The organism is Flavobacterium erigeronis (genome assembly GCF_054075165.1).
Map to the genome: position 1 here is coordinate 101,507 of NZ_JBSKGP010000013.1, position 24,039 is coordinate 125,545.

Here is a 24,039-nt window from a genome sequence, read left to right on the forward strand (position 1 = left end):
GTTAATATTCCTCTGAGGCAAAATTTAAATAAATCCACTTATAAATTATTGACTTGCGTAAGCAAGGAAAAAAAATACTTCACTGATATGAAAGCAGCTATTATTACTATTGGAGATGAAATCTTAATTGGCCAAATCGTTGATACAAATTCAGCTTTTATTGCTAAATCACTGGACAGAATTGGAGTTGAGGTAGCAGAAATGCTTTCTATTAGCGATGATAAAAAGCATATTTTAGATACATTTTCTCATTTTCAAAATAGAGTAGATGTTGTAATTATTACTGGCGGACTTGGTCCAACAAAAGATGATGTTACAAAGAAAACATTCTGTGATTATTTTGATGATGAACTGGTGGTAGATCAGAAAGTTTTAGCGCATGTGACAGAATTAATAGAAGGCTTTTATAAAAGACCAATTTCTCAAATGAATAAGGATCAAGCATTGGTTCCTTCAAAATGTACCGTTTTGCCAAATAAAGTTGGTACTGCGCCTGGAATGTGGATGAAAAAAGAAAACACCGTTTTTATTTCGCTTCCTGGAGTTCCGTACGAGATGAAATATTTAGTTGAGGAAGAAATAATTCCAAAGATTGTTCACGAGTACAAACGCCCTTATATTATTCATAAAACCATTTTGACTTATGGTCAGGGCGAAAGTTTAGTTGCAGAGCGTATCGAACATTGGGAAAATAATCTGCCAGAGTTTATAAAACTGGCCTATCTGCCAAATCCTGGCCGTGTACGTTTAAGATTAACTGCGAGAGGAACAGATAAAGAGCTTTTGGAAAAAGCAATAGAAGATAATGTAACCTCACTAGATGCTATTATTCATGATATTATAGTAGGTTATGATGAAAATGAAACAATAGAAGCGGTTGTAGGTAAAATGTTGGCTAAGCACAATAAAACGATTGCAACAGCAGAAAGTTTTACGGGCGGAAAAGTGGCTTCTTTGTTATCTGCTGTGCCTGGAGCGTCGGCTTATTTTAAAGGAAGTGTTGTTTCGTATGCGACCGAAGCTAAAATAAATGTTTTGGGAGTTTCCAAAGATTTAGTTGAGGAGTATTCTGTTGTGAGCGCGCAAGTTGCATCTGTAATGGCTTCGAATGTGAAAAATTTAATGCAAACCGACTACGCAATAGCAACGACGGGCAATGCAGGCCCTTCAAAAGGCGATTCTGATGCTGAAATTGGTGCAGTTTTTATTGCTTTGGCAACACCAAACGGCGTAATTGTGGAAGAATTTAACTTTGGACAACCGCGTGAAAAAGTGATAGATAGGGCAACAGTTAAGAGTTTAGAAATATTGCAGAAAGAAATTTTAAAAATTGTGCAATAATTTTTTGCTACAATGGTTTATTTTTCTTTTCTTTGCACCCTGATTTTGAATAACGATAAAAGATAAGTATAATGTCAAGAGTTTGTGACCTTACAGGTAAAAGAGCGATGGTAGGAAATAACGTTTCTCACGCTATGAACAAAACTAAGAGAAAGTTTTCTGTAAACTTAGTTAAAAAGCGTTTTTATCTTCCAGAAGAAGATAGATGGATTACTCTTAGAGTAGCAGCATCTACGATAAAAACAATTAATAAAAATGGAATCACTGCAGTTTTGAAAAAAGCGCAGTCAGAAGGATTTATCAAATAATCTTTTCCTAAATAAATATATAGCAAGATGGCAAAGAAAGGTAATAGAATCCAAGTAATTTTAGAATGTACTGAGCACAAAACTTCTGGTGTTCCAGGAACTTCTAGATATATTACAACTAAGAACAAAAAAAACACTCCAGATAGATTAGAGATTAAAAAATTTAATCCAATCTTAAAAAGAGTAACTGTTCACAAAGAAATTAAGTAATAATTAGAGATTTTTATAAATCTCAAATGGTTTGGCCATTCGAGTTTTATGAAAAGTTCAATAACATTTGAATCATGGCAAAGAAAACCGTAGCATCGTTACAAACATCTTCTAAGAGATTATCAAAAGCCATCAAAATGGTGAAATCTCCTAAAACTGGTGCATATACATTCGTAGAATCTATTATGGCTCCTGAAGAAGTTGATGAATTCTTGAAAAAGAAATAATTACATTTACATTATATAGAAAAGCTACTTTCTTTCGGAAGTAGCTTTTTTATTACCTATATTTGTCTAAAAATTTGAAGAATCGTAACAAATTGTCTTTTTTTGAAAAACAATTGCGCTTTCTTTAAAGATTTGGGTTTCTTGTCTGAAAATCAAGAAATCTAGTAAATCTAAATAATCTACAAAAAATGAGTTTTTTTAAAAAATTATTCTCTACCGAAAAAAAAGAGACTTTAGACAAAGGTCTTGAAAAAACGAAAACTACTTTTTTCTCGAAGTTAAGCAAGGCCGTAGCAGGAAAATCTAAAGTTGATGATGATGTTTTAGATAATCTGGAGGAGGTTTTGGTGGCTTCAGATGTAGGAGTAAATACGACTTTGAAAATTATTTCAAGAATTGAAAAACGTGTTGCTGAAGATAAATATCTAGGAACAGAAGAATTAAATCAGATTCTTCGTGATGAAATAGGTGCTTTATTGTCTGAAACCAATACGGGTGAAGCAACTGAATTTGAAATTCCGAAAGATAAGAAACCATATGTTTTAATGGTAGTTGGTGTAAATGGTGTTGGAAAAACAACGACTATTGGAAAGTTGGCCTATCAGTTTAAGAAAGCGGGTCACAATGTGGTTTTAGGAGCGGCAGATACGTTTCGTGCGGCGGCAATTGACCAATTGCAAGTTTGGGCAGATCGTGTAGGTGTTCCTATTGTAAGACAGCAAATGGGAAGTGATCCCGCTTCTGTAGCTTTTGATACTTTGCAATCAGCTGTAGCTCAAAATGCAGATGTGGTGATTATTGATACTGCTGGTCGTCTTCATAATAAAATCAACTTGATGAACGAATTGACAAAAGTAAAACGTGTAATGCAGAAAGTGGTTGCTGATGCGCCTCATGATGTACTTTTAGTTTTAGACGGTTCTACTGGTCAGAATGCTTTTGAGCAGGCAAAACAATTTACAGCAGCGACAGAAGTAACTTCGTTAGCTGTAACTAAATTGGACGGAACTGCGAAAGGTGGTGTTGTAATTGGTATTTCAGATCAGTTTCAAATTCCGGTTAAATATATTGGGGTTGGTGAAGGAATTGAAGATTTGCAAGTTTTTAATAAATACGAATTCGTAGATAGTTTCTTTAAATAATTTATAATGGATTTCAAAAATATATCTGCTCTTACTTTTTATTTTGCTAGCGTTATCAGTTTTGTTTTAGCAAATGTTTTTAAAGATAAGAACCTTTCTGTTTATTATATTTTGCTTGTTGCTGGTGTAGTTTTATTCTTTTTAGGAGTTTTAAAGAGAATAAAAAGTAATAAATAGTAATAAATAGTAAGAATAAAAAATATAAATGAGTCTTTAAGTATTTGATTTAAAGGCTCATTTTTTATTGATATAAAGCATTCATTTTTTTTAGTTTTTATTGAAAAAATAAATTAAGAGATAAAAATTTCTTTTGATCATTATAAGGTTATCTTTGTAGTCCGAGAATTTTTTTGGAAAACGGGAACCCTAGCCCTGATGGGAGCGGCATCTCCCGATTTAGAAAAACAAAGCTTTTTAGCTGTAGTTTTTGTTCATCGGGAATACAGCGGACAGCAGGAATCAGCTCCTAATTCTTCGACTTCATTCTGGTTAAAAAGAATAAATTTTAATATTTTTATTTATGAAAAACACTTTTATAGTTTTGTTTGTTTCGCTATTGTTTGTGAGTTGCAAACAGGAAATAAAACCGGCAGATATTGCTAAATTGAATGGCTATTGGGAAATTGAAAAAGTGGTTTTTGCGAAAGGTGAAGAGAAAGAATATAAAATGAACGAGACTTTTGATTTTTTTCAGATTAAAAATAATAAAGGAGTTCGAACGAAAGTAATGCCACAATTCGACGGCACTTTTTTAACTACAGATACTTTTGAGAATGTATCGGTTCGTTTTACTGGAGAGCAGGTTTTCTTAGATTATAAAACGGATTATACAAAATGGAGCGAAGAAATTATCTCGCTTTCTGATGACAAATTGGTGGTTAAAAACCCGCAAAAAATAGAATATCATTATAAAAAAGCAGCACCTATAAATTTATTGAACGATGGCGAAAAGACTAAATAACGAAACTCCTATAAGTGCTGTTTTGCAGCAGATTATTCAGGTCAATAAATTGCAGGCTGGAATGGACCAAATTGATGTGCGTGATGCGTGGAAAAACCTTATGGGTAGTGGTGTGAATACGTATACTAAAAATGTTGTCCTTAAAGGGAGTACGCTTTATGTTGAGTTAGGTTCTTCTGTTTTGCGCGAAGAATTGGCTCATGGAAAGTATAAAATTGTGAAAATGATCAATGAAGAGCTTGGGCGCGAAGTGGTGAAGGATGTGATCTTGAGATAAGGTTCTGAGTTGCTAAGGTTCTAAGCTGCTAAGTTTATATAAAAAAAACATCCGCCTCGGCGGATGTTTTTTTTATGAGATTTTTAAATCTAAAATCTAAATTCAGAAATCTAAAATTATTAGAATTGCTCTCTTCCTGCGAAGTGGAATGCACCTTCGATAGCAGCATTTTCGTCGCTGTCAGATCCGTGAACTGCGTTTTCTCCGATTGAAGTAGCGTATGCTTTACGAATAGTTCCTTCAGCAGCTTCAGCTGGGTTTGTAGCTCCAATTAAAGTTCTGAAATCTTCTACTGCGTTTTCTTTTTCTAAAATAGCAGCAACAATTGGTCCGCGAGACATAAATTCAACTAATTCTCCGTAGAAAGGTCTTTCTGCGTGAACTGCGTAAAATGCTTTAGCATCTGCTACAGTTAATTGAGTTAATTTTAATGAAACGATTTTGAAACCACCATTAGTAATCATTGCTAAGATATTCCCGATGTGTCCGTTTGCAACAGCATCTGGTTTAATCATTGTAAAAGTTCTATTTGTTGCCATTTTATATTTTATTAAATTTTGTGCAAAAGTATACTTTTTTTATGAATTGATTTTAATAAATTCATAATTTAAATAGGTTACAATGATGTTTTGAGCAAGAAAGATATTTTTAAACCATATAAGTTATATAAGTTTCTTTAAAAAAGACAAAATATTGATGCGTTGTGTAATTAAATGATCTTATATAACTTATATGGTGAAAGTTTTTACACTTTAAAAATTAATTTGTTTCTGTAGAAAATCCATAATATAAAGGTCCAGATGGCAACGTATGTCAATGCGCCTGCTAAAGATGCAGTCATTGGATTACTAAAGAATGGAGCAATTCCGAAACGGTATAAATAATCTAAAAGATTGGTTTGTTCGCCAGATGCTGGATGCTGAAAACGAATCATTGTCAATGCCTGCGGAATAATTTGTGATGCAAAGAAAACAATCATTGGATTTACTCCCCAAATCACGAATAGTTTAAAGCCTTTTTTATATTCTTTTATGTCAATTATATAATACAAAGCAGTTAAGCAAACAGTTGCCAATCCTGTAGTGTATAATACATAACTGCTTGTCCAAATTGATTTATTTATTGGGAAAACTAAATCCCAAATTAATCCGAAAAAGATTAGTGCGGTGCCTATCATACCCATTCTTTGGGCTTTTTGAATTTTGGTGACATTAAGCAGTAAAATTTGGCCGATGAATAAACCGATGATTCCATTTACAATTGATGGCAATGTGCTTAAAATTCCTTCTGGATCCCAAGTATTGGTTTCGTGATACATATGCCCTTTTAAAAGTATGTTGTCAACCCAGGCGGCTAAATTGGTGCCTCTTTCTAAATTGGCTTCTCCAACTCCAGGAACGGGAATTAAAGTCATTATTGCCCAATATCCAAAAAGTAAAACTACTCCAGTTAAAATTTGAGCTTTTCGAGTTGTTTTTAGATATAGAAGAGAAACAACAAAATATATTACTGCAATACGCTGTAAAACTCCAGGGAGACGAACATCTTGATAATTTTCAAATCCGCCGTAAGCTAAGATGAGATAAATGGCTAATATGCCGAAAGCAAAGATGTTTTTTAATCGAGTGCTGAAGCTGCCCATTAAAGCATAACCAACCGCACAAGTAATGATTAGTCTTGCTATTAGAAGTGGGATTCCGTCGAGACCAAACAGCTGAATTTTTCCAAAGAAATTGAAGAAAATCCCCAAACATAACATTCTTAAAGAACGAATCAGGATTTTATTGAATGTAGTTTCGTCGTATTTTTTCTCTGGCATTGCAAGCGGTAAGGCGACTCCCATTATAAAAATAAAAAACGGAAATACAAGATCGGTTGGTGTGCAGCCGTTCCAATGCGCGTGCAAAAGCGGCGGATAAACATTTCCCCAATCACCGGGATTGTTTACGATAGTCATCAATAGAATAGTCAGTCCGCGAAAGACATCAAGCGAAATTAGGCGTTCTCTTACCATTAGGTTAGTTAGTTAATAGGTTATAAAATATAATTCTATTTGGTTTGAGAGAGCAGTAATCTAGGAGATGTGCTGGTTATTTGTTCCTAAAATTATTGCTTTTAAATTTCTAAAGATAATTATTTTTAGATGATTATAATGTCAAAATTATGTTCTAAAGGTTTTAGTTTCTGAATCAAAAGCGGAATCAATTGTTCGCCTTTTTCTAAATAAAATTCAGAAAAATTAGCCTGACGTTCTTGAAGACTTTGATTAGGAAATAATTCGCATTGTAAATCGGTAACACGTTCTATTTGATCTGCGAGTTTTCTTTTTTGTGCTTTTAATAAACGTTTCTCTAGATTTTCTAGACCTTTCTTTTGTTTTACTTCTTGTGCTTTTACAGCGCCTGAGAAAGATTTATCGGTCTTTTTGGCCAATTCAAAAAGATAAGCAAACTGTTTTTCAAGTGCTTCTCTTTGTGGAGTCAAATCAATTGGAAATGGAGAAAGTTTATGTGTAATTTCGTTAACCAAATTCTCTGATTTACTGAATAAATCTTTCCAAGTTAAATTTAGATTATCTGCTTTTTTAACTTGTTTTTCAGTTGCTAAAAGAACTGAATTTCGAACCAGTAATATTGGGAAAGTAATATTTACGGCATCAAAGAAATCTTTTAATTCTAACCAATAAGCAATTTCTCCGCCTCCGCCAATGTAACATAGATTTGGTAAAATAATTTCTTGATACAACGGACGCATAATTACGTTTGGACTGAATTTTTCAGGATTGCTTTCTAGTAATTTTAGAATTTCTTCTTTAGAAAATGAGATTTTGGTATTGTTCACCAGATATTTATCATTTTCAAAAATGATTCTTTCGCGAAGTTTATCTTCAATATAAAATAAATTAATCTCACGAGGATTTACCTGAACATTATAATTTGAAAGCTTTTCAATTGATTTTTGAACAGCTTTAAAAGAAGTTTGATTTTCTAATTCTTCTTTTACAAACGGAATAAAAGCGCGTTTTAAATCGGCATTGTCTGCATCAATAATAACCAAACCGTAATTTGCGAAAAGGGTATTGGCTAAAAATCGGGTTGCATCAGCAAGATTTTCATGTTTTAAATACGCGTCTTCAAAAAGTTTTTTTAGAATATTGGCATTAGTACTCGAACCTAATTCTTTAGAATAAACTTCAAACAAGTCTTCTAGTCCGTTAGTTGAAAGTCTTCCGACAGGGCCAGTACTTTCTGCATTCCAGCGGATTTTCTTTCCTTTAAAATTAAAATAATTAATTTCTTCAAAATCATGATCTTCCGTAGCCATCCAGTAAATGGGAACAAAATTGTACGATGGATATTTCGATTTTAATTCTTTAGTTAAATTAATAGTAGAAATAATTTTATATAAAAAATACAACGGCCCGCTAAAAAGATTTAACTGATGTCCAGTTGTAATGGTAAAAGTGTTTTCGAGCGCTAAAAGCGAAATATTCTGATTGGTTAAATCTGAAGCTTCAATATTTTGATATTGTTTCTTAAGAGTTTCAACCAATACAGTTCGGTTGCTATGATTAAAATTGGCTGATTTTTCAGCTATTTGTTTTTCGAAATTTTCTAGGCTTGGAAAATGGTTGTACAGCGGTTTTAACTCTGGTTTTTGATCTAAGTAATCTTGCATTAATTTAGAGAAATATCCAGAAGTTTGAAAGCTGATACAGTCGGTAGGCATAATTTTAAATTTATTTTTGACAGCTGTAAATTTAATGAAAATATACAGTTAAAAACGCTATTAACAATTGCTTAAGAATTGATTTTTAATTTTTGTTTTAAAATGCATAAAATCAAGTTTTTAAAATGAAGCGAAATGTGTTGTTTTTAAATCGAAATCACATTGTATTTGTTAAAAAAGCATAAGTGTTTTAAAACTAATTCTTGTAAACATGAATTATTAATAATGAAACTATATTTTTGCAATAAAAAAGTTATATCTATTTTAAATGAAGCCTAAACAGAATTCTTTGAGACATGTCCTTTTCGGAAGTCTAATTGGTACTACAATCGAATTTTTTGATTTTTATATTTATGCCAATGCAGCCGTATTGGTATTTCCACAATTATTTTTTCCTAGCTCAGATTCGACAATGGCGACTCTGGAATCTTTAGCAACTTTCTCTATTGCCTTTTTATCGCGACCATTGGGATCTGCATTTTTCGGACATTATGGCGATAAGATTGGACGTAAATTTACGCTTGTTGCGGCTTTATTGACAATGGGAATTTCGACCGTAACGATCGGATTTTTGCCAAGTTATGAAAGTATTGGAGTTGTAGCGCCATTATTATTAATGCTTTGCCGATTCGGACAAGGTGTTGGTTTAGGAGGCGAATGGGGAGGAGCCGTTTTATTAGCGATAGAAAATGCTCCGCCAAACAAACGTGCGTGGTACGGAATGTTCCCGCAATTGGGAGCTCCAATCGGATTGCTGCTTTCGGGAGGAACTTTTCTGCTGTTGACAGATTCTATGAGCAATGAAGATTTTATGAACTACGGTTGGAGAATTCCTTTTATTGCCAGCGCCCTTTTAGTTATTGTTGGTTTTTATATTCGAACAAAAATTACGGAAACACCTTCGTTTGAAAATGCTAAAAAGGAGGAAGAAGAGGTAAAAGTGCCATTTTTAGAACTGGTAAAATCATACAAAAATCAGCTTATTTTTGGAACATTTGCCGCCATAACAACATTCTTGGTTTTCTATTTAATGACCGTATTCACGCTCAGCTGGGCGACTTCAGATTTAGGAATTGTAAAAAGAGACGGATTATTAATTCAATTATTCTCTGTGTTGTTTTTTGCCATTTTTATTCCAGTTTCGGCAGTAGTGGCAGATAAAATAGGACGCCGTAAAATGCTTATTGCTGCAACAGCAGCGATTGCCGTTTTCGGATTTTTCTTTTCTTATTTTTTAAGTGAAGGGAATATTACTCTGGTTGCCATTTTTGCCTGCATAGGAATGTCTTTAATGGGATTTACTTATGGTCCATTAGGAACATTTTTATCGGAATTGTTTCCAACCAATGTTCGTTATTCTGGAGCTTCGTTGACTTTCAATATGGCGGGGATTCTTGGAGCCGCTTTTGCACCAATGATTGCAATTTGGTTAGCTAAGACGTATGATGTCAGTTATGTAGGCTTTTATTTAGTTGCTGCCGCGCTGATATCTTTAATTTCATTTTTGGTGATTAGTAAGGACGAACATAAGTTTTAAAACCATAAGATAAAGTTTTAAATATGAAAAGCCTCCAGTTTAATTGGAGGTTTTTTTGTGTCGAATCCGAAGGATTCAAATGTTTATAGCATAAAGATTGCGTTGTACATTCGACCCTTTCAGGGTCGTATTCACCGTGACAACTCTTTTCTATAAACATTTGAATCCTTCGGATTCTTTTCTTGGAATAATGCAATAAAATCTTTTCGTCAAAAAATCCACAATAAGCCGTATTTTTGCAAAAAAAAATCCTTTTGAAAACGAAACTTTTTGTAATCACGCCGCCATTTACCCAACTGAATACCCCGTATCCGGCAACGGCGTATATAAAAGGCTTTCTAAACACTAAAAATATAGAATCGGTTCAGGCAGATTTGGGTATTGATGTGATTTTGGAATTGTTTTCTAAGAAAGGACTTATTGATTTGTTTCAGGTTTCAGAATTTCAAGTTTCAAGTTCTGATGTTTCAGATAATTCTAAGCGTATTTTTGCGCTTCAAGACGAATATATCAAAACGATAGATTCTGTAATTCAGTTTTTGCAGGGAAAAAATCCAACTTTGGCTTTGCAGATTTGTCAGGAAGATTTTCTCCCAGAAGGTTCTCGTTTTGCACAGTTAGAAGAACTCGATTGGGCTTTTGGAACCATGGGTACGCAAGACAAAGCAAAACATTTGGCTACTTTATATCTTGAAGATATTTCAGATTTTATAGTAGAATGTGTTGACGAAAACTTTGGCTTTAGCCGATATGCCGAACGTTTAGGAAGAAGCGCCAATTCTTTTGATGAATTGTACGCAGCTTTACAGCAAGATCCAACCTATATCGATTCGATTTTAATTTCGATTTTAAAAGAAAAAATAGAAGCTGTGAAACCCACTTTGTTTTTAATTTCTGTTCCCTTTCCAGGGAATTTGTATAGCGCTTTCAGATCCGCGCAATGGGTAAAAGAACATCATCCAAAAATTAAAATTTCAATGGGAGGCGGTTTTCCTAATACAGAATTGCGTTCACTTTCTGATAAACGCGTTTTTGAATTTTTCGATTTCATCACTTTAGATGACGGAGAAGTTCCAATTGAAGAATTAATTTTTCATTTAGAAAATCCAGATTCAGCTTCTTTTAAAAGGACATTTCTACTTGAAAACGGAGAAGTCGTTTATAAAAACAATTCTCTAAAGCACGATTATAAGCAAGCTTATGTAGGAACTCCGGATTACTCCGATCTTCCTTTGGATAAATATATTTCGGTTATCGAAATCGTAAATCCGATGCACCGAATGTGGAGTGACGGGCGCTGGAATAAACTCACAATGGCGCATGGCTGTTATTGGGGAAAATGTACTTTTTGCGACATTTCTTTAGATTATATAAAAGTGTACGAGCCTGTTGCCGCAAGTTTGCTTTGCGACCGAATAGAAGAATTGATCGAAAAAACAGGTCAAAACGGATTTCATTTTGTGGATGAAGCTGCACCGCCAGCTTTGATGCGCGCTTTGGCTCTTGAAATTTTAAAACGAAAATTGGCTGTAACTTGGTGGACGAATATTCGATTTGAAAAAAGTTTTTCAAAAGATTTGTGTCTTTTACTGAAAGCTTCTGGCTGTATTGCCGTTTCAGGAGGTTTAGAAGTAGCCTCAGACCGATTATTAAAATTGATTGATAAAGGTGTAACGGTTGAACAAGTGGCAAAAGTAACCCGAAATTTTACCGAGGCTGGAATCATGGTGCATGCGTATTTAATGTACGGATATCCAACACAAACAATTCAGGAAACGGTTGATAGTCTAGAAATGGTTCGCCAATTATTTGAAGCAGGAGTTTTGCAGTCTGGTTTTTGGCATCAGTTTGCACTTACAGCGCATAGTCCAGTTGGATTGTATCCAGAACAATTTGGTGTAACCAAAAAGACAGAAGCCATTGGAACTTTTGCAAACAATGATATAGAATACACGGATTCAACAGGAATTAATCACGATAAATTTAGTTTCGGATTAAAGAAATCGCTTTTCAATTTCATGCACGGAATCTGTTTTGATTACGAACTTCAGGATTGGTTCGATTTTAAAATTCCGAAAACAAAAATTCACCCTGATTTTATTTTTAATGCTTTAGAAGAACAAAACGATTTTAACACTAAACCAAATGCAAAAGTGGTTTGGCTTGGCGGAAAACCTTCTGCATCTGCTTTTACAAAATCAAAAAAAGGAAGAAGCTGGGAAATGATGTCGTTGACTTTTCACGACAAAAAAGAAAGTTTCGATATTCAGACCAGCAAAGAAGAAGGCGAGTGGCTTGTTTCGATTTTATCGAAAATAAACGTTTCTGGTACTAAAAATTATACTTTTCAGGAAGTCAAAAATGATTTTGAAACTTCGCTTGAAGATTTTGAATTGTTCTGGTATTCTAAACCTGTAAATACTTTAAGAGAATTTGGATTATTGGTCCTTTAATATTCAATACATTCCCCATCATTCGGAATAGAAGTTTTACTCAAAAGTCCATGATCTGAAAGCGCAGTTCTTAATTGCAGTCTTGTTGTTGGACAATGGTTTAAAGCTTCTAGATGATTGGCGAGAACTTTCCCAGGAGCAAGTGTAGCAAATTTCAAAATATCATCCATTCGCATTAATAATGGCTGACCAAAATCTAATCTTGCGGTACCACAGGCAACAATAGATATGTCTGGTTTCAATTGGGTTAGCACTTTTTCTACGTGTTGTGTAAAAATGGTATCAGAGCTTATATAGATCGATTTTTGATCTGCCAATTCAATAAGAAATCCCATAACATTTCCCATCAATTTAGCAATAAAACCATAACCGTGAATAGCAGGAATTCCAGTAATTTTTCCATCCAAAAACTTTTGCGGTTCCCAATATTCCAAAGTCTGAATTACACTAAGACCTCTTTGAACTAAAGCTTTTTCATCTTTAGAACTGCAGATGACAGGAATGCTTTTTCGTCTTAAAAAAACTTCTCCCGCTTTGTCGATATGGTCAGGATGTAAATGCGTGATCAAACAATGTGTAACACGACTTAATATCTCACGGCTGTTTTTGGGCAGTGCGACTAAAGGATTTCGTTTTGGTTTGTATCTGAAAATTGTAAAAGGCGGAATTGTTTTTCTTTTACCTAACATTGGGTCAACTAAAATGACATGCTTTTCTGTTTCAATTACCAAAGTGGCATTTCGCAAATGATGTAATTTCATATCCGAGAAAATTAGATATTAAAAATACAAAGTTTTTCGAAAAAATATTTACAGATTTTTCTTTATTTTTAGCACAATTGTTATTATTTAATTTTATGTATTTACAAGAAGGTTTTCATACCTATTTCATTTATATTTTGACTAATAAAGCTAAATCTGTTTTTTATACTGGTGTTACTAACGATCTTAAAAAGAGAATACAAAAGCATAAAGACAATATTTTAGTACAGAATAAAACTTTTGCTTCAAAATATAATGTAGAATTTTTGCTTTACTACGAAAAATTTACTTGGATTCAGGAGGCTATTGCTAGAGAAAAAGAGATAAAAGGTTGGACAAGAGAGAAAAAGCTCGCACTAATCAAAACGATGAATCCTGAATTAGAATTTTTAGAATACTAATTCAGAATCCTAATTTAAGTCAAGTTTGTCATCCTGACGTAGGAAGGATTTCCGCAAGAAACTCCGCAATGTAAATCGACAAACTTTGTCGACCTACTTGAGTAGATTCCTCGTTCCTCGGAATGACAAATCGTTGTGGTTATTCTGTGTGTTAAGATATTTTAAGTCTAGTTTGTCATCCTGACGAAGGAAGGATCTCCACAAGGAACTCCGCAATGTAAATCGACAAACTTTGTCGAGCTACTTACGGAGATCCTTCCTTCGTCAGGATGACAAATATTACGTGTTAGGATAATGCTCAGAATTTACCCAATAGAAAATCGAAACCCAATTCCGTGTAGGTTTTCAATCGAAATTCCCTGTTCATTGGCTAAGATTTTACGCAGACGCGAAATAAAAACATCCAAACTTCTTCCCATAAAATAGTCGTCGGTTCCCCATAAAGAGGTTAAAATTTGCTCTCTTTTCAAAACAGAGTTTTTATGATCTAGAAAAAGTTTTAATAATTCAGCTTCTCGTTGAGTTAACCCAACTTTTTCTTCATTGTTGAAAAGAATAAAGTTTTTCGTGTCAAATTGATATTTTCCTACTTCGTAAATTGTTTTTGCGAGAGGAATATTTTTCTGAGAACGCTTTAAGAAAATCTCAATCTTCAATAATAATTCTTCAATGCTGAAAGGTTTTACCAAATAGTCATCGGCACCCAAACGCAGGCCTTTAATTCGGTCTTCTTTTAAAGTTTTAGCCGAAAGAAAAATAATAGGAACGTCAACATCTATTTTTCTAACCGCTTCTGCAAGTTCAAAACCGTCCATTTTTGGCATCATAATATCAAAAATACAGATGTCAAATTCTTCTTCTTCAAAAATTTTAAGTGCCGATTTTCCGTCAGAGCAATGAATAACTTCATAATTATTCTGCTCCAAATTGTCTTTGGTTAAAAACGCAAGAGTTTCGTCGTCTTCGGCATAAAGTATTTTGAAGTTTCTCATTTTTTGTAAGGAATTGATAAAGTTAAGGTAACACCTTTTTCTTGATTATTTTCGGCTTTTATTTTCCAGTTTTGCAGACTGCAGATTTCTTTTACATAGTATAAACCAAGTCCAAACCCATTAACTTCATTGCTCTTTTCATTTTGAACTCTATAAAACTTATCAAAGATAAAAGATATTTTTTTAGGATTAATCCCAATTCCATTATCAATAAACTCCAATTTTAGACAGTTATTATCTTCGGTAATTTTAATAGTAACTTCTGGCTTTTCGTTACAGTACTTTATCGCATTATCCAGCAAATTGTAAACTAAATTGGCAAAATGAAAAGTATCTGTTTCTAATACATAATCTTTAGAGGAAGATTCAATTTTGATGGAAGCATCTGGATATTTCAGCTGAATATTTTCGATTGTTTCTTCAATAATAGGAATAATTAAAACACTTTCTTTCTTGATTTCCAAAGGCGCATAATCAGATTTTGCAATATTTAGAATTTTCTCAATATGCCCGTTTAACTTATTTCCTTGATTGATAATGATATCTGTATACGTATAAAGTTTCTTATCTTCTTTAATTGGTTTTTGTTCAATCAAATATTTGGAAGCGATAAGAATAGAAGCCAGCGGCGTTTTAAATTCATGCGTCATATTATTAATAAAGTCACGCTGCAATTCTGAATATTTTTTATGCTGTAAAAGGGTGAAAATTGAATAAACGTAAATCAGCAGAATCAGAATTAATGCCGTTGAAAGAATAAACCAAAATCGCATTGAACTGAATAAATAAGTCGTTTCATTTGGGAAACGAACAGCGAAATAATAAACCAGATTTTTATGCTTAGGAAAATAAACAGTTTTCTTGCATTCTGCTTTTTTCTTAAAAAGCGAAATATAATCACCATAAATCATTTCGTCGCTTTGACAGTTGTACATCGCATATTCAAAATCGGTCGTGATATTCATTTTTTTGAATTCCGTTTTCAAATAAAATTCTAAAATATCAGGCTCAAATTCGTTATCGACATTTACGATATAATAATCATTTGCAATTTTCTGTACCGGATTCTGTACTGGAAGTTCGTGATTCGTTCCTTCGTATAATTTTTTAGCCACTTCAAGCAAAGCAATATGCGCTTTCTGGCTCAGTTTTTTTTGTTCAATTGTAAAAGCCTCTTTTGTCCATAGCAATTGTGCCACCAGAATACTAATGATGGCTACCAATCCTAAGATAATGATGCTGTTGAGTTTATTAATTTTCAAGAATAGGAAATTTAAGAGTGTAATATTAATGAATTTTAGCCTGAAAATAAGCGATTAACAAGTCATTAACAAACGTTTGAAACCAGTTAACAGCGATTTGAATTTGTCTGAATTACCTTTGTAATATCAAGTTGAACTAAAAACCATTTTAAATATATCAGTTATGAAAATGATCAAAATTTCGATGTTAGCTTTGGCATTAGGCCTAATGTCTTTTTCAGCAATTGCTCCAGTACAATCTTTAGTTTCAGAAACTAAAATTGCTGCAGAGGCTGGACCTACAATTGTTTGGAAAGCAGAAACAATTGACGTTGGACAAATTCCACAAGGAACTCCAAAAGCAATTGTTTACGAATTTAAAAATACAGGAAAAACAGCTGTAGTAATTAAAAACGTGCAAGGATCTTGCGGATGTACAGCTACAGATTATACAAAAGAACCAATTCAGCCAGGTAAATCTGCAAAAGTTACTGCAACTTACAACGCTGCAAACAAAGGTGCTTTTACAAAAACAGTTACTGTAACAACTAGTGCAGAAACAACACCAAAAGTACTTACTTTAAAGGGTACGGTTATCTAAGATTTTTAATAGGTTGGTTATATGGCAAAAGCTCCAGACATGAAAATTGTTTGGAGCTTTTTATTTTTTGCTTTGTCTAAATTTTAACCGCAAAGAGCGCAAGGATTTTTTAATTAAGATTTCGCAAAAGATTAAGTTCGCAAAGCTTTGACAGATAAGCTTTGCGAACTTAAAATATGTATGAAGAATATTCTTTCTATAAAAAACCTTTGCGCTCTTTGCGGTAAAAAAATCAGGCAGGAATAAAATGCATTTCCTCTAAATTCAACTGTTAAGTTTAACTTCTAAATTTTGATTTAATAGAAAATTTTTTACTTTTAATGAAAATTATAAGCTATGAAAATTTGGTATTCGCCTCTTATTGCAGTTGTGTTTTTTGCTTTTTTTTCGTGTAATTCTAAAGCAGATAAAAAAGAAGAAAATGCGATAAAAACAGTTGAAAAAATTCCAGAATTAAAACTTACAATCGACAGCGTTCGTATTGCAAAATTCTATGAAAATTATCCGAAATTGGATAAATTTAAAGGTGATGTAACTTCTTTATATCAAAAAAATAAATCGACTCAATTGTGGCAGGACAATAAAGGAATTGTCGAATTTGCCAATACACTATTCAATCAGTACAAAAATTTGGGTGAGGAAGGATTAAAAACCAATTATCCGTACAATGAACAGCTGAATTCCGTTTTTGAAAATAATCCAGCCAAAAAACTTTCCAAAGAAGATACCGATTTACTGCTTTCTAACTTGTATTACTATTATGCCGAAAAAGTCTATGCAGGTTTTGACGAAAAAACTAGTATTTCCTTAGAATGGCTTTTACCGCGAAAAAAGTTCAACTACCAAGTGCTTTCTGATTCTATTTTTAAAAAATCGACAATTCTTGACGATAAGAAAAGAAAGATGTTCAGTCAGTATTACAAACTTCGTGAGGCACTGAAAGAATATAGAGAAATTGAGAAAAACGGCGGTTGGAAAACTATTGAAATAGGGGAAGATTATAAAAGCTTAAAAGTTGGAGATTCTTCAAATACAGTTGCGCAGATTAGAGAAAGGCTTTTTGTAACCAAAGACATTAAAGAAGATACTAAAAGTGCGATTTGCGACACGACTTTGATAAAAGCGATTAAGAATTACGAAATCCGTCATGGTTATTCGCCAAAAAACATCATTTTAAAAGAGCATATTAACGATTTAAATATTCCAGTTTCTGAGCGTATTAAAACCATTATTGTCAATATGGAGCGCTGCCGTTGGATTGATCCTGAATTGGAAAAAGGGCAGAAATATATTGAAGTTAATATTCCAGAGTTTAAATTGTACTTAATTGAAGATGGAAAAATTGCTTTTACTTCAGCAGTTGTGGTTGGAAGGGCGATGACAAAAACCGTTGTTTTCAGCGGAATGATGAATAATATTGTATTCAGTCCGTATTGGAATGTGCCACCGAGTATTATCAAAAGCGAAATTAAACCTGGAATGGCTAGGGATAAAAATTATTTAGCAAAGAAAAATCTGGAGTGGAATAATGGTGCCGTTCGTCAATTGCCTGGAAAAAACAATTCTTTAGGCTTGGTAAAATTTTTATTTCCGAATTCAAGTAATATTTACCTGCACGATACACCTTCAAAAAGTTTGTTCGAAAGAGAAAGCCGAGCGTTTAGCCACGGTTGCGTACGTGTAGCAAAACCACGTGAATTAGCAATCGAATTATTGAAGCCAGATCCAGCTTGGAATCCGGCAAGAATTGATAAAGCCATGCATGCTGGAAAAGAAAACTGGTATACGCTTAAGAAAAAAGTCCCAGTTTATATTGGTTATTTTACCGCTTGGGTTGACCGCGAAGGAAATTTAAATTTCTACAAAGACATTTACAGTCGAGACGAAAGTTTGATAAAACTATTGACTGAAGAGTAGTTTTTTAAACCACAAATTACGCAAATTTTCGCAAATTTCTTTTTTTGCCACTCCCGATAGCTATCGTGATAAAAAGATTTCCACAGATTAATCTTTTTTAATCCTTTTAATCTGTGGCATATTTAATCGTAGCGAAATAAAATTTGTGAAAATTTGTGTAATTTGCGGTAAAATAATAAAAGAAATAATTAGTGCAATTCGTGTAATTTGTGGCTAAAAAAAGCTATTCAGACAAAACATCAATACACTTATAAAAGCGTTTGGTATAATGTTCTGTATCTAGCGCTGTAATTGTAACTTGTTGTGCTTTTCCAGAAGAAGCGTGAATAAATTTTGACTGCATTCCGTTGGCTTCGCAGATTATGCCGAGGTGTCCAATGATGGTTCTGTCTTTATAACCATAAAAAACTAAAATATCACCGACTTTAAAGTCTTCAGGTTTCACCGTTTTTCCTAAATTTTTATAAGCGCCAGAACTTCGCGGAAGCGTTAATCCAAAATTTTTAAAAACATAACTTACAAATCCCGAACAGTCAAAACCTTTTTGCGGATTACTGCTCGCATATACGTAAGGTGTGCCCAAATATTTTTTAGCGTAAACAATGATAGAATCGCGATTGATTTCAGTTTGAATTTTATTGTTTGAAACGGCTATTTGAGATTCTTTCTTTTTTAAGGTAAAAGAAGAAAGCAAAATAGCAGAAATTAAAAATAATAATACGCGCGATCTCATTTTTTTAGTTTTATATCAATTTTAAACGCTAAATATAAACTGTTATTTTATTTTAAAAAGAACAAAAACACCCTAAAAAATACAAATAAGCCAAGTTTGTTTTCAAATGATGTGTTTATGTGGTGTTTTTTTATTGCTTTTTGACATTTTAGTATCTTTCTAGATATTCTCTTTCCAATATATTTGTGAATCGTATTTATATTTTAACAAATAAATTATGTTTCTCAAAAAAAGAGCACTTTTAATTTTGTTTTTGCTGATTTCGGTCCTTTCGACATCACAAACTCAAAATGCCAGCAAAACTTTCTTATACGAAGGAAGAGTCGAAAAATTGCAGAATGATCAAGTCATTTTAATCGGAACTGCGGCTTCGGTTTCATTCAATTTTACGGGAAAAGAATGTTCGATTTCTCTACAAAGTGTTGATTCTTATGAGCATCATAATTATGTTCAGTTGGTTTTAGATGGGAAATACATAGGAAAGATTAAAATTGAGAAAGGAGCAGTGCAATCTTTTCCAATTAAAGTTACTTCAGAAAAAAAAGAACATCATTTAGAAATCTATAAAAATACCGAAGCACAAAGCGGTAATATTTTATTTGCGGGAACTACAGCAAAACTGACTTCGATTTCATTTAAAAAGAGAAAGAAAATCGAATTTATTGGTGATTCTATTACATGTGGTGCGGCGAGTGATCCTGCTGATGTTCCTTGTGATAAAGGCGAATATATGGATCACCATAACGGATATTATGCATACGGGCCAAGAATTGCGAGAGAACTTAGCGTTGATTATTTAATGAGCTGTGTTTCTGGAATCGGAATGTACCGTAATTGGAATGACGAGAATAAAGACGAGGCCATAATGCCTGATGTTTATCAGAATTTGTATTTAACGAAAGATGCTTCTAAGCCAAAATATGATTTTGCTTTTCAACCTGATATTATAAGTATTGCGTTAGGCACGAATGATTTTTCTGGCGGAGATGGAAAGAAAGAGCGTCTGCCTTTTAATGCTGAAAAGTATGTTTCGAATTACATCAATTTCATCAAAATGCTTTACGAACACAATCCGAATGTGCAGATCGTAATTACCAACAGTCCGATGGTAGGCGGTGAACATGGCGCTGTTTTCGAAGATTGTCTGAATAAAGTAAAAGCCGCTTTCGCGAAAGATAAAAAGCAAAAAGAAATTCAGATTTTCAAATTCAAACCGATGACACCAAAAGGTTGTTCTGGACATCCAGATGTTGAAGATCATAAAGTTTTGGCAGATGAATATGCTCCATTTTTAAAGAAGTTACTAAATGAAAAATAATATTTTTAAGTTTGTTTTCTCTCTATTGATTTCCAGTACTATGATGGCAAACGTGGCTCTTCCGAATATTTTTGGTGATAATATGGTTTTACAGCGCAACTCCGAAGTGAAAATTTGGGGCTGGGGAAATCCTAAAGAAGAAATTAAACTGATTTCAAGCTGGAACAATCAGGAATATAAAACTGTTACTAATAATCAGGCGAAATGGGAATTGACAATCAAAACTCCGGAAGCCGGCGGGCCCTTTACGATTTCTATAAAAGGCTATAATGAAGTGGTTTTAAAAAACATTTTAATCGGTGAAGTCTGGCTTTGTTCGGGACAATCGAATATGGAAATGTCTGCAAGCTGGGGAATTGATGATGGCGAAGAAGAAATGAAAAACGCTACAAATCCGAATATTCGTTTTTTTACGGTTCCGAAATTAACTGCTACAACACCTCAAAATAATTTATTGGGAAATTGGACAGAATCGACCCCAGAAACGATGAAATATTTTAGTGCTATTGGTTACTTTTTTGCCAAACGCCTTCGCGAAGATTTAAAAAATGTTCCAATCGGATTAATTTCTTCGAATTGGGGAGGAACTCCTGCGGAAATCTGGATGCCCGAAGAAGTGGTAAATAACGATCCGCTTTTACTAGAAAATGCTAAAAAACTAAACGAACAGGAATACGGACCAAGACAACCTGGACGCGCATATAATGCAATGATTTATCCAATTGTAGGCTTTAAAATTGCAGGAACGCTTTGGTATCAGGGAGAATCGAATGTTGGTTCTTTGGTTTATGATAAAACATTGGGCGCGTTAATTTCTTCATGGCGAAAAGAATGGAAAGACGAGTTTCCTTTTTATTATGTTCAGATAGGGCCTTTTAAAACGGGAAGTAATAATTTCTCGAATGTCACGGTTAGAAATTCGCAACGAAAATTATTAAAAGAAGTGAATAATGTTGGAATGGTTTTAACTTCAGACATTTCAGATACGATTGATATTCATCCAAAAAATAAAAAATCGGTCGGAATTCGTTTGGCAAATTTGGCTTTAGCGGAGACGTATAAAACCAATTCCAATTTGGTAAACGGACCGCTTTTTAAAGACATTAAAACCGAAAAAAACAAAGCAATTGTTTCTTTTGATTATGCTGAAGGACTTTATTTTAAAAACAAAAAATCGAATCAATTTGAAGTCGCAGGAGCAGATGGAATTTTCTATCCAGCAGAAGCTTCCATACAAAATAATCAGGTGGTTTTGACAAGTAAGAAAGTAGTTAATCCTGCAAAAGTGAGGTTTGCATGGGGAAATACAACGCAATCAGATTTGTTTAATAAAGCGAATTTGCCTGCTTCTTGTTTTATTTCTGAATGATTTTGAATTATAAAAAAGAATAATGAAAATGCTCTTTTGAAAATGTTTGCGTGAGGGATAGAAGTGGAAAGCCCGCAGCCTGACGAAGGAAGTGCGAGGACTTGAAACGGATAGCCCGACCCGCCTTTTTCGGCGGGACACGCCCAAATTACTAAACTAACTAAACCATTATGAAGAATCGAAAAATAATTATTATCGGGGTTTTGTCCCTGTTTACTGTTGGAAATATGAATGCACAGAAGAAACCGTATTTGGATAAAAATAAAACTATTGAACAGCGTATCGATTTGCTTTTGCCTTTGATGACTTTGGAGGAAAAAGTGGGGCAAATGAATCAGTACAACGGTTTTTGGGATGTTACTGGACCGGCTCCAAAAGGCGGAACAGCCGAATTAAAATACGAACATTTAAGAAAAGGATTAGTGGGTTCGATGCTGACGGTTCGTGGCGTGAAAGAAGTTCGTGCGGTACAGAAAATTGCGGTTGAAGAAACCCGATTGGGAATTCCGCTAATTATTGGTTTTGATGTAATACATGGATATAAAACGTTAAGTCCAATTCCTTTGGCAGAAGCAGCAAGTTGGGATTTAGAAGCCATTAAAAAATCGGCGGCGATTGCTGCCGATGAAGCTTCGGCATCTGGAATTAACTGGACTTTTGGGCCAAATGTTGACGTTGCAAATGATGCGCGTTGGGGCCGTGTGATGGAAGGTGCGGGTGAAGATCCGTACTTGGGAAGTAAAGTAGGTTATGCACGTGTAAAAGGTTTTCAAGGAGAAACGGTTGCTGATTTGGCAAAAGTAAATACGATTGCAGCCTGCGCGAAACACTTTGCGGCTTATGGTTATGTGGAAGCGGGATTGGAATATAATATTGTAGATATTAGTAATTCTAAATTGTACAATTCGGTTTTACCGCCATTTGAAGCGACTGTAGAAGCGGGTGTTCGTACGTTTATGAATTCGTTTAATACTTTGAACGGAATTCCTGCAACAGGAAATGCTTTCCTGCAAAGAGATATTTTAAAAGGAAAATGGAAGTTTGACGGATTCGTGATTTCTGATTACGCTTCGATTCGTGAAATGATCGCTCACGGTTATGCCAAAGACGAAGCTGATGCAACTGCAAAAGCTGTAATCGCGGGTTCTGATATGGATATGGAATCCTATTTATATGTTGCCAAACTGGTTGATTTGGTAAAAGCTGGAAAAGTAAAAGAAGCTTTGGTTGATGATGCCGTTCGAAGAATTCTTAGAGTGAAATTTGAATTAGGTTTATTTGATGATCCGTACCGTTATTGCGACGAAAAACGCGAAAAAGAAGTTGTGGGAAGCAAAGCTAATAACGATGGTGTTTTGGATATGGCCAAGAAATCTATCGTTTTGTTGAAGAACGAAAAGAATTTGCTTCCGCTAAAAAAATCTGGACAGAAAATCGCTTTGATTGGAGCTTTGGCAAATGATAAAAACAGTCCGTTGGGAAGTTGGAGAATTGCAGCTTCTGATGATACTGCTGTTTCGGTTTTAGAAGGAATGCAGCAATACAAAGACAATCAATTAACTTTTGAAAAAGGCGTTGATTTATTAAAACAAAAAGCTACTTTTTTAACGGAAACGGTTTTCAATACTACAGACAAAAGCGGATTTGAAACTGCAAAAAAAGCAGCTAAAGAAGCTGATGTTGTCGTAATGGTTTTAGGCGAATATGGTTTCCAAAGCGGTGAGGGAAGAAGCCGAACCGATTTGAATCTTCCGGGCTTACAACAGGAATTATTAGAAGAAATCTACAAAGTAAATCCAAATGTAGTTTTGGTTTTAAATAACGGACGTCCGTTAAGCATTCCGTGGGCGGCAGAAAATGTTCCGGCAATTGTAGAAGCCTGGCATTTAGGAACTCAAACCGGAAATGCTGTAGCACAGGTTTTATACGGAGATTATAACCCGAGCGGAAAATTGCCAATGTCATTCCCTAGAAATGTAGGTCAGGTGCCAATTTATTACAACAAATACAGTACGGGACGACCAATTGACAGCGATAAAAATGTTTTCTGGTCGCATTATATGGATGTGGAGAAAACGCCTTTATTTCCGTTTGGTTTTGGTTTGAGCTATACTAAATTCGATTATAAAAACTTAAAACTGAATAAAACGGCTTTCGCGAAAGGAGAAAAAGTAGAGATTTCTGTTGAGGTTACAAACTCAGGAAATTATGATGGAAAGGAAGTAGTTCAATTATACATTCATGATGAATTCGCAAGTATCGTTCGTCCAATAAAAGAACTTAAAGGTTTTGAATTGGTGAATTTGAAAAAAGGAGAAACCAAAACCGTAACTTTTACTTTAACAGATAAAGAACTTGGTTTTTATAATAATGAAGGAAAATATTTAGTAGAACCGGGAACTTTTAAAATCATGGTTGGAGGAAGCTCTGATAAAGGGTTGACTGGTGGTTTTGAGATTCTTTAAGTTTCAAAGTGACAGAGTGACAAAGCGACAAAGGTTTTTTGCCACGAATTCAAGAA

General features: G+C 34.0%; 23 protein-coding genes. 16 read left to right on the forward strand and 7 right to left on the reverse strand.

Going from position 1 to position 24,039, the window contains the following annotated elements; genetic code table 11:
* Window positions 1-87 precede the first annotated feature (87 nt).
* From ACWA1F_RS22200 to ACWA1F_RS22235, 8 genes are all read left to right on the forward strand, one after another.
* Complete coding sequence (locus ACWA1F_RS22200; RefSeq protein WP_456897020.1) at window positions 88-1,341, forward strand: competence/damage-inducible protein A; 1,254 nt, start codon at window positions 88-90, stop codon at window positions 1,339-1,341.
* Between the two features lie 71 nt (window positions 1,342-1,412).
* The gene (gene rpmB / locus ACWA1F_RS22205) at window positions 1,413-1,649 is read left to right on the forward strand and encodes a 50S ribosomal protein L28 (protein ID WP_008468080.1); all 237 of its coding nucleotides are present in this window, start codon (window positions 1,413-1,415) and stop codon (window positions 1,647-1,649) included.
* 27 nt (window positions 1,650-1,676) lie between these two features.
* Window positions 1,677-1,859: a 50S ribosomal protein L33 gene (gene rpmG, locus ACWA1F_RS22210; protein WP_008253902.1), complete on the forward strand. Its 183-nt coding sequence runs from the start codon at window positions 1,677-1,679 to the stop codon at window positions 1,857-1,859.
* Window positions 1,860-1,933: 74 nt separating this feature from the next.
* Window positions 1,934-2,086 (forward strand): DUF4295 domain-containing protein, encoded by a 153-nt coding sequence (locus ACWA1F_RS22215; RefSeq protein ID WP_008468081.1) that lies wholly within the window; start codon window positions 1,934-1,936, stop codon window positions 2,084-2,086.
* A 188-nt stretch (window positions 2,087-2,274) separates the two neighbouring features.
* The gene (gene ftsY / locus ACWA1F_RS22220; protein WP_306156121.1) at window positions 2,275-3,228 is read left to right on the forward strand and encodes a signal recognition particle-docking protein FtsY; all 954 of its coding nucleotides are present in this window, start codon (window positions 2,275-2,277) and stop codon (window positions 3,226-3,228) included.
* A gap of 6 nt (window positions 3,229-3,234) precedes the next feature.
* Window positions 3,235-3,405 carry a hypothetical protein gene (locus ACWA1F_RS22225; protein ID WP_456897026.1) on the forward strand — a complete coding sequence of 57 codons (171 nt, stop codon included), beginning with the start codon at window positions 3,235-3,237 and terminating at the stop codon, window positions 3,403-3,405.
* 343 nt (window positions 3,406-3,748) lie between these two features.
* Window positions 3,749-4,189: a lipocalin-like domain-containing protein gene (locus ACWA1F_RS22230; protein ID WP_456897028.1), complete on the forward strand. Its 441-nt coding sequence runs from the start codon at window positions 3,749-3,751 to the stop codon at window positions 4,187-4,189.
* Window positions 4,170-4,466 (forward strand): DciA family protein, encoded by a 297-nt coding sequence (locus ACWA1F_RS22235; protein ID WP_456897030.1) that lies wholly within the window; start codon window positions 4,170-4,172, stop codon window positions 4,464-4,466. Before ACWA1F_RS22230 ends, ACWA1F_RS22235 begins: the two co-directional genes overlap by 20 nt.
* 119 nt (window positions 4,467-4,585) lie before the next feature.
* Here the strand turns inward: ACWA1F_RS22235 and ACWA1F_RS22240 are convergent, their stop codons facing one another.
* From ACWA1F_RS22240 to bshC, 3 genes are all read right to left on the reverse strand, one after another.
* Entirely contained in the window at window positions 4,586-5,005 is a 420-nt protein-coding gene (locus ACWA1F_RS22240) for a nucleoside-diphosphate kinase (RefSeq protein WP_223704072.1), read from the reverse strand.
* A 206-nt stretch (window positions 5,006-5,211) separates the two neighbouring features.
* Window positions 5,212-6,480: an acyltransferase family protein gene (locus tag ACWA1F_RS22245; RefSeq protein WP_456897032.1), complete on the reverse strand. Its 1,269-nt coding sequence runs from the start codon at window positions 6,478-6,480 to the stop codon at window positions 5,212-5,214.
* A 125-nt stretch (window positions 6,481-6,605) separates the two neighbouring features.
* Window positions 6,606-8,195: a bacillithiol biosynthesis cysteine-adding enzyme BshC gene (gene bshC, locus ACWA1F_RS22250; protein ID WP_456897034.1), complete on the reverse strand. Its 1,590-nt coding sequence runs from the start codon at window positions 8,193-8,195 to the stop codon at window positions 6,606-6,608.
* 268 nt (window positions 8,196-8,463) lie between these two features.
* Between bshC and ACWA1F_RS22255 the strand changes: the two genes are divergently transcribed.
* Both ACWA1F_RS22255 and ACWA1F_RS22260 read left to right on the forward strand, forming a co-directional pair.
* Entirely contained in the window at window positions 8,464-9,732 is a 1,269-nt protein-coding gene (locus tag ACWA1F_RS22255; protein ID WP_456897036.1) for an MFS transporter, read from the forward strand.
* Window positions 9,733-9,986: 254 nt separating this feature from the next.
* Entirely contained in the window at window positions 9,987-12,185 is a 2,199-nt protein-coding gene (locus tag ACWA1F_RS22260) for a B12-binding domain-containing radical SAM protein (protein ID WP_456897038.1), read from the forward strand.
* On the opposite strand, the gene ACWA1F_RS22265 is transcribed toward ACWA1F_RS22260, so the two are convergent.
* Window positions 12,182-12,946 carry an MBL fold metallo-hydrolase gene (locus ACWA1F_RS22265; protein ID WP_456897040.1) on the reverse strand — a complete coding sequence of 255 codons (765 nt, stop codon included), beginning with the start codon at window positions 12,944-12,946 and terminating at the stop codon, window positions 12,182-12,184. The two genes, ACWA1F_RS22260 and ACWA1F_RS22265, sit on opposite strands and share 4 nt — an antisense overlap.
* A 95-nt stretch (window positions 12,947-13,041) precedes the next feature.
* Between ACWA1F_RS22265 and ACWA1F_RS22270 the strand changes: the two genes are divergently transcribed.
* Window positions 13,042-13,347 carry a GIY-YIG nuclease family protein gene (locus tag ACWA1F_RS22270; RefSeq protein WP_456897041.1) on the forward strand — a complete coding sequence of 102 codons (306 nt, stop codon included), beginning with the start codon at window positions 13,042-13,044 and terminating at the stop codon, window positions 13,345-13,347.
* A 305-nt stretch (window positions 13,348-13,652) separates the two neighbouring features.
* Here the strand turns inward: ACWA1F_RS22270 and ACWA1F_RS22275 are convergent, their stop codons facing one another.
* Window positions 13,653-14,339: a response regulator transcription factor gene (locus ACWA1F_RS22275; RefSeq protein ID WP_456897042.1), complete on the reverse strand. Its 687-nt coding sequence runs from the start codon at window positions 14,337-14,339 to the stop codon at window positions 13,653-13,655.
* A complete protein-coding gene (locus tag ACWA1F_RS22280; RefSeq protein WP_456897043.1) occupies window positions 14,336-15,601 on the reverse strand; it encodes a sensor histidine kinase in 1,266 nt (421 codons plus the stop codon). The genes ACWA1F_RS22275 and ACWA1F_RS22280 overlap by 4 nt, the downstream gene beginning before the upstream one ends.
* Before the next feature lie 163 nt (window positions 15,602-15,764).
* On the opposite strand from ACWA1F_RS22280, the gene ACWA1F_RS22285 reads away from it, so the two are divergent.
* Window positions 15,765-16,181 carry a DUF1573 domain-containing protein gene (locus ACWA1F_RS22285; protein ID WP_456897045.1) on the forward strand — a complete coding sequence of 139 codons (417 nt, stop codon included), beginning with the start codon at window positions 15,765-15,767 and terminating at the stop codon, window positions 16,179-16,181.
* 336 nt (window positions 16,182-16,517) lie between these two features.
* Window positions 16,518-18,098 (forward strand): L,D-transpeptidase family protein, encoded by a 1,581-nt coding sequence (locus tag ACWA1F_RS22290; protein ID WP_456897047.1) that lies wholly within the window; start codon window positions 16,518-16,520, stop codon window positions 18,096-18,098.
* A gap of 223 nt (window positions 18,099-18,321) precedes the next feature.
* Here the strand turns inward: ACWA1F_RS22290 and ACWA1F_RS22295 are convergent, their stop codons facing one another.
* Complete coding sequence (locus ACWA1F_RS22295) at window positions 18,322-18,831, reverse strand: C40 family peptidase (RefSeq protein WP_456897049.1); 510 nt, start codon at window positions 18,829-18,831, stop codon at window positions 18,322-18,324.
* A 217-nt stretch (window positions 18,832-19,048) separates the two neighbouring features.
* Here ACWA1F_RS22295 and ACWA1F_RS22300 point away from each other — a divergent pair, with 217 nt between their 5' ends.
* The 3 genes from ACWA1F_RS22300 (at window position 19,049) to bglX (ending at window position 23,983) form a co-directional block, all read left to right on the forward strand.
* Window positions 19,049-20,149 (forward strand): SGNH/GDSL hydrolase family protein, encoded by a 1,101-nt coding sequence (locus ACWA1F_RS22300; protein ID WP_456897051.1) that lies wholly within the window; start codon window positions 19,049-19,051, stop codon window positions 20,147-20,149.
* Window positions 20,139-21,518: a sialate O-acetylesterase gene (locus ACWA1F_RS22305; RefSeq protein ID WP_456897053.1), complete on the forward strand. Its 1,380-nt coding sequence runs from the start codon at window positions 20,139-20,141 to the stop codon at window positions 21,516-21,518. Before ACWA1F_RS22300 ends, ACWA1F_RS22305 begins: the two co-directional genes overlap by 11 nt.
* Before the next feature lie 170 nt (window positions 21,519-21,688).
* Window positions 21,689-23,983, forward strand: coding sequence for a beta-glucosidase BglX (bglX, locus tag ACWA1F_RS22310; protein ID WP_456897055.1), 2,295 nt, complete (start codon window positions 21,689-21,691; stop codon window positions 23,981-23,983).
* The last annotated feature ends 56 nt before the right edge of the window (window positions 23,984-24,039 follow it).

Bases quoted from the DNA above. Each gene is read 5' to 3' on its own strand.
- ACWA1F_RS22300 (WP_456897051.1), top strand. From the start codon at position 19,049: ATGTTTCTCAAAAAAAGAGCACTTTTAATTTTGTTTTTGCTGATTTCG.
- ACWA1F_RS22265 (WP_456897040.1), bottom strand. From the start codon at position 12,946: ATGAAATTACATCATTTGCGAAATGCCACTTTGGTAATTGAAACAGAA.
- ACWA1F_RS22240 (WP_223704072.1), bottom strand. From the start codon at position 5,005: ATGGCAACAAATAGAACTTTTACAATGATTAAACCAGATGCTGTTGCA.
- ACWA1F_RS22285 (WP_456897045.1), top strand. From the start codon at position 15,765: ATGAAAATGATCAAAATTTCGATGTTAGCTTTGGCATTAGGCCTAATG.
- ACWA1F_RS22245 (WP_456897032.1), bottom strand. From the start codon at position 6,480: ATGGTAAGAGAACGCCTAATTTCGCTTGATGTCTTTCGCGGACTGACT.
- ftsY (WP_306156121.1), top strand. From the start codon at position 2,275: ATGAGTTTTTTTAAAAAATTATTCTCTACCGAAAAAAAAGAGACTTTA.
- bglX (WP_456897055.1), top strand. From the start codon at position 21,689: ATGAAGAATCGAAAAATAATTATTATCGGGGTTTTGTCCCTGTTTACT.
- ACWA1F_RS22270 (WP_456897041.1), top strand. From the start codon at position 13,042: ATGTATTTACAAGAAGGTTTTCATACCTATTTCATTTATATTTTGACT.
- ACWA1F_RS22255 (WP_456897036.1), top strand. From the start codon at position 8,464: ATGAAGCCTAAACAGAATTCTTTGAGACATGTCCTTTTCGGAAGTCTA.
- rpmG (WP_008253902.1), top strand. From the start codon at position 1,677: ATGGCAAAGAAAGGTAATAGAATCCAAGTAATTTTAGAATGTACTGAG.
- ACWA1F_RS22235 (WP_456897030.1), top strand. From the start codon at position 4,170: ATGGCGAAAAGACTAAATAACGAAACTCCTATAAGTGCTGTTTTGCAG.
- ACWA1F_RS22305 (WP_456897053.1), top strand. From the start codon at position 20,139: ATGAAAAATAATATTTTTAAGTTTGTTTTCTCTCTATTGATTTCCAGT.
- ACWA1F_RS22200 (WP_456897020.1), top strand. From the start codon at position 88: ATGAAAGCAGCTATTATTACTATTGGAGATGAAATCTTAATTGGCCAA.
- ACWA1F_RS22290 (WP_456897047.1), top strand. From the start codon at position 16,518: ATGAAAATTTGGTATTCGCCTCTTATTGCAGTTGTGTTTTTTGCTTTT.
- ACWA1F_RS22275 (WP_456897042.1), bottom strand. From the start codon at position 14,339: ATGAGAAACTTCAAAATACTTTATGCCGAAGACGACGAAACTCTTGCG.
- ACWA1F_RS22225 (WP_456897026.1), top strand. From the start codon at position 3,235: ATGGATTTCAAAAATATATCTGCTCTTACTTTTTATTTTGCTAGCGTT.
- ACWA1F_RS22230 (WP_456897028.1), top strand. From the start codon at position 3,749: ATGAAAAACACTTTTATAGTTTTGTTTGTTTCGCTATTGTTTGTGAGT.
- bshC (WP_456897034.1), bottom strand. From the start codon at position 8,195: ATGCCTACCGACTGTATCAGCTTTCAAACTTCTGGATATTTCTCTAAA.
- ACWA1F_RS22295 (WP_456897049.1), bottom strand. From the start codon at position 18,831: ATGAGATCGCGCGTATTATTATTTTTAATTTCTGCTATTTTGCTTTCT.
- rpmB (WP_008468080.1), top strand. From the start codon at position 1,413: ATGTCAAGAGTTTGTGACCTTACAGGTAAAAGAGCGATGGTAGGAAAT.
- ACWA1F_RS22215 (WP_008468081.1), top strand. From the start codon at position 1,934: ATGGCAAAGAAAACCGTAGCATCGTTACAAACATCTTCTAAGAGATTA.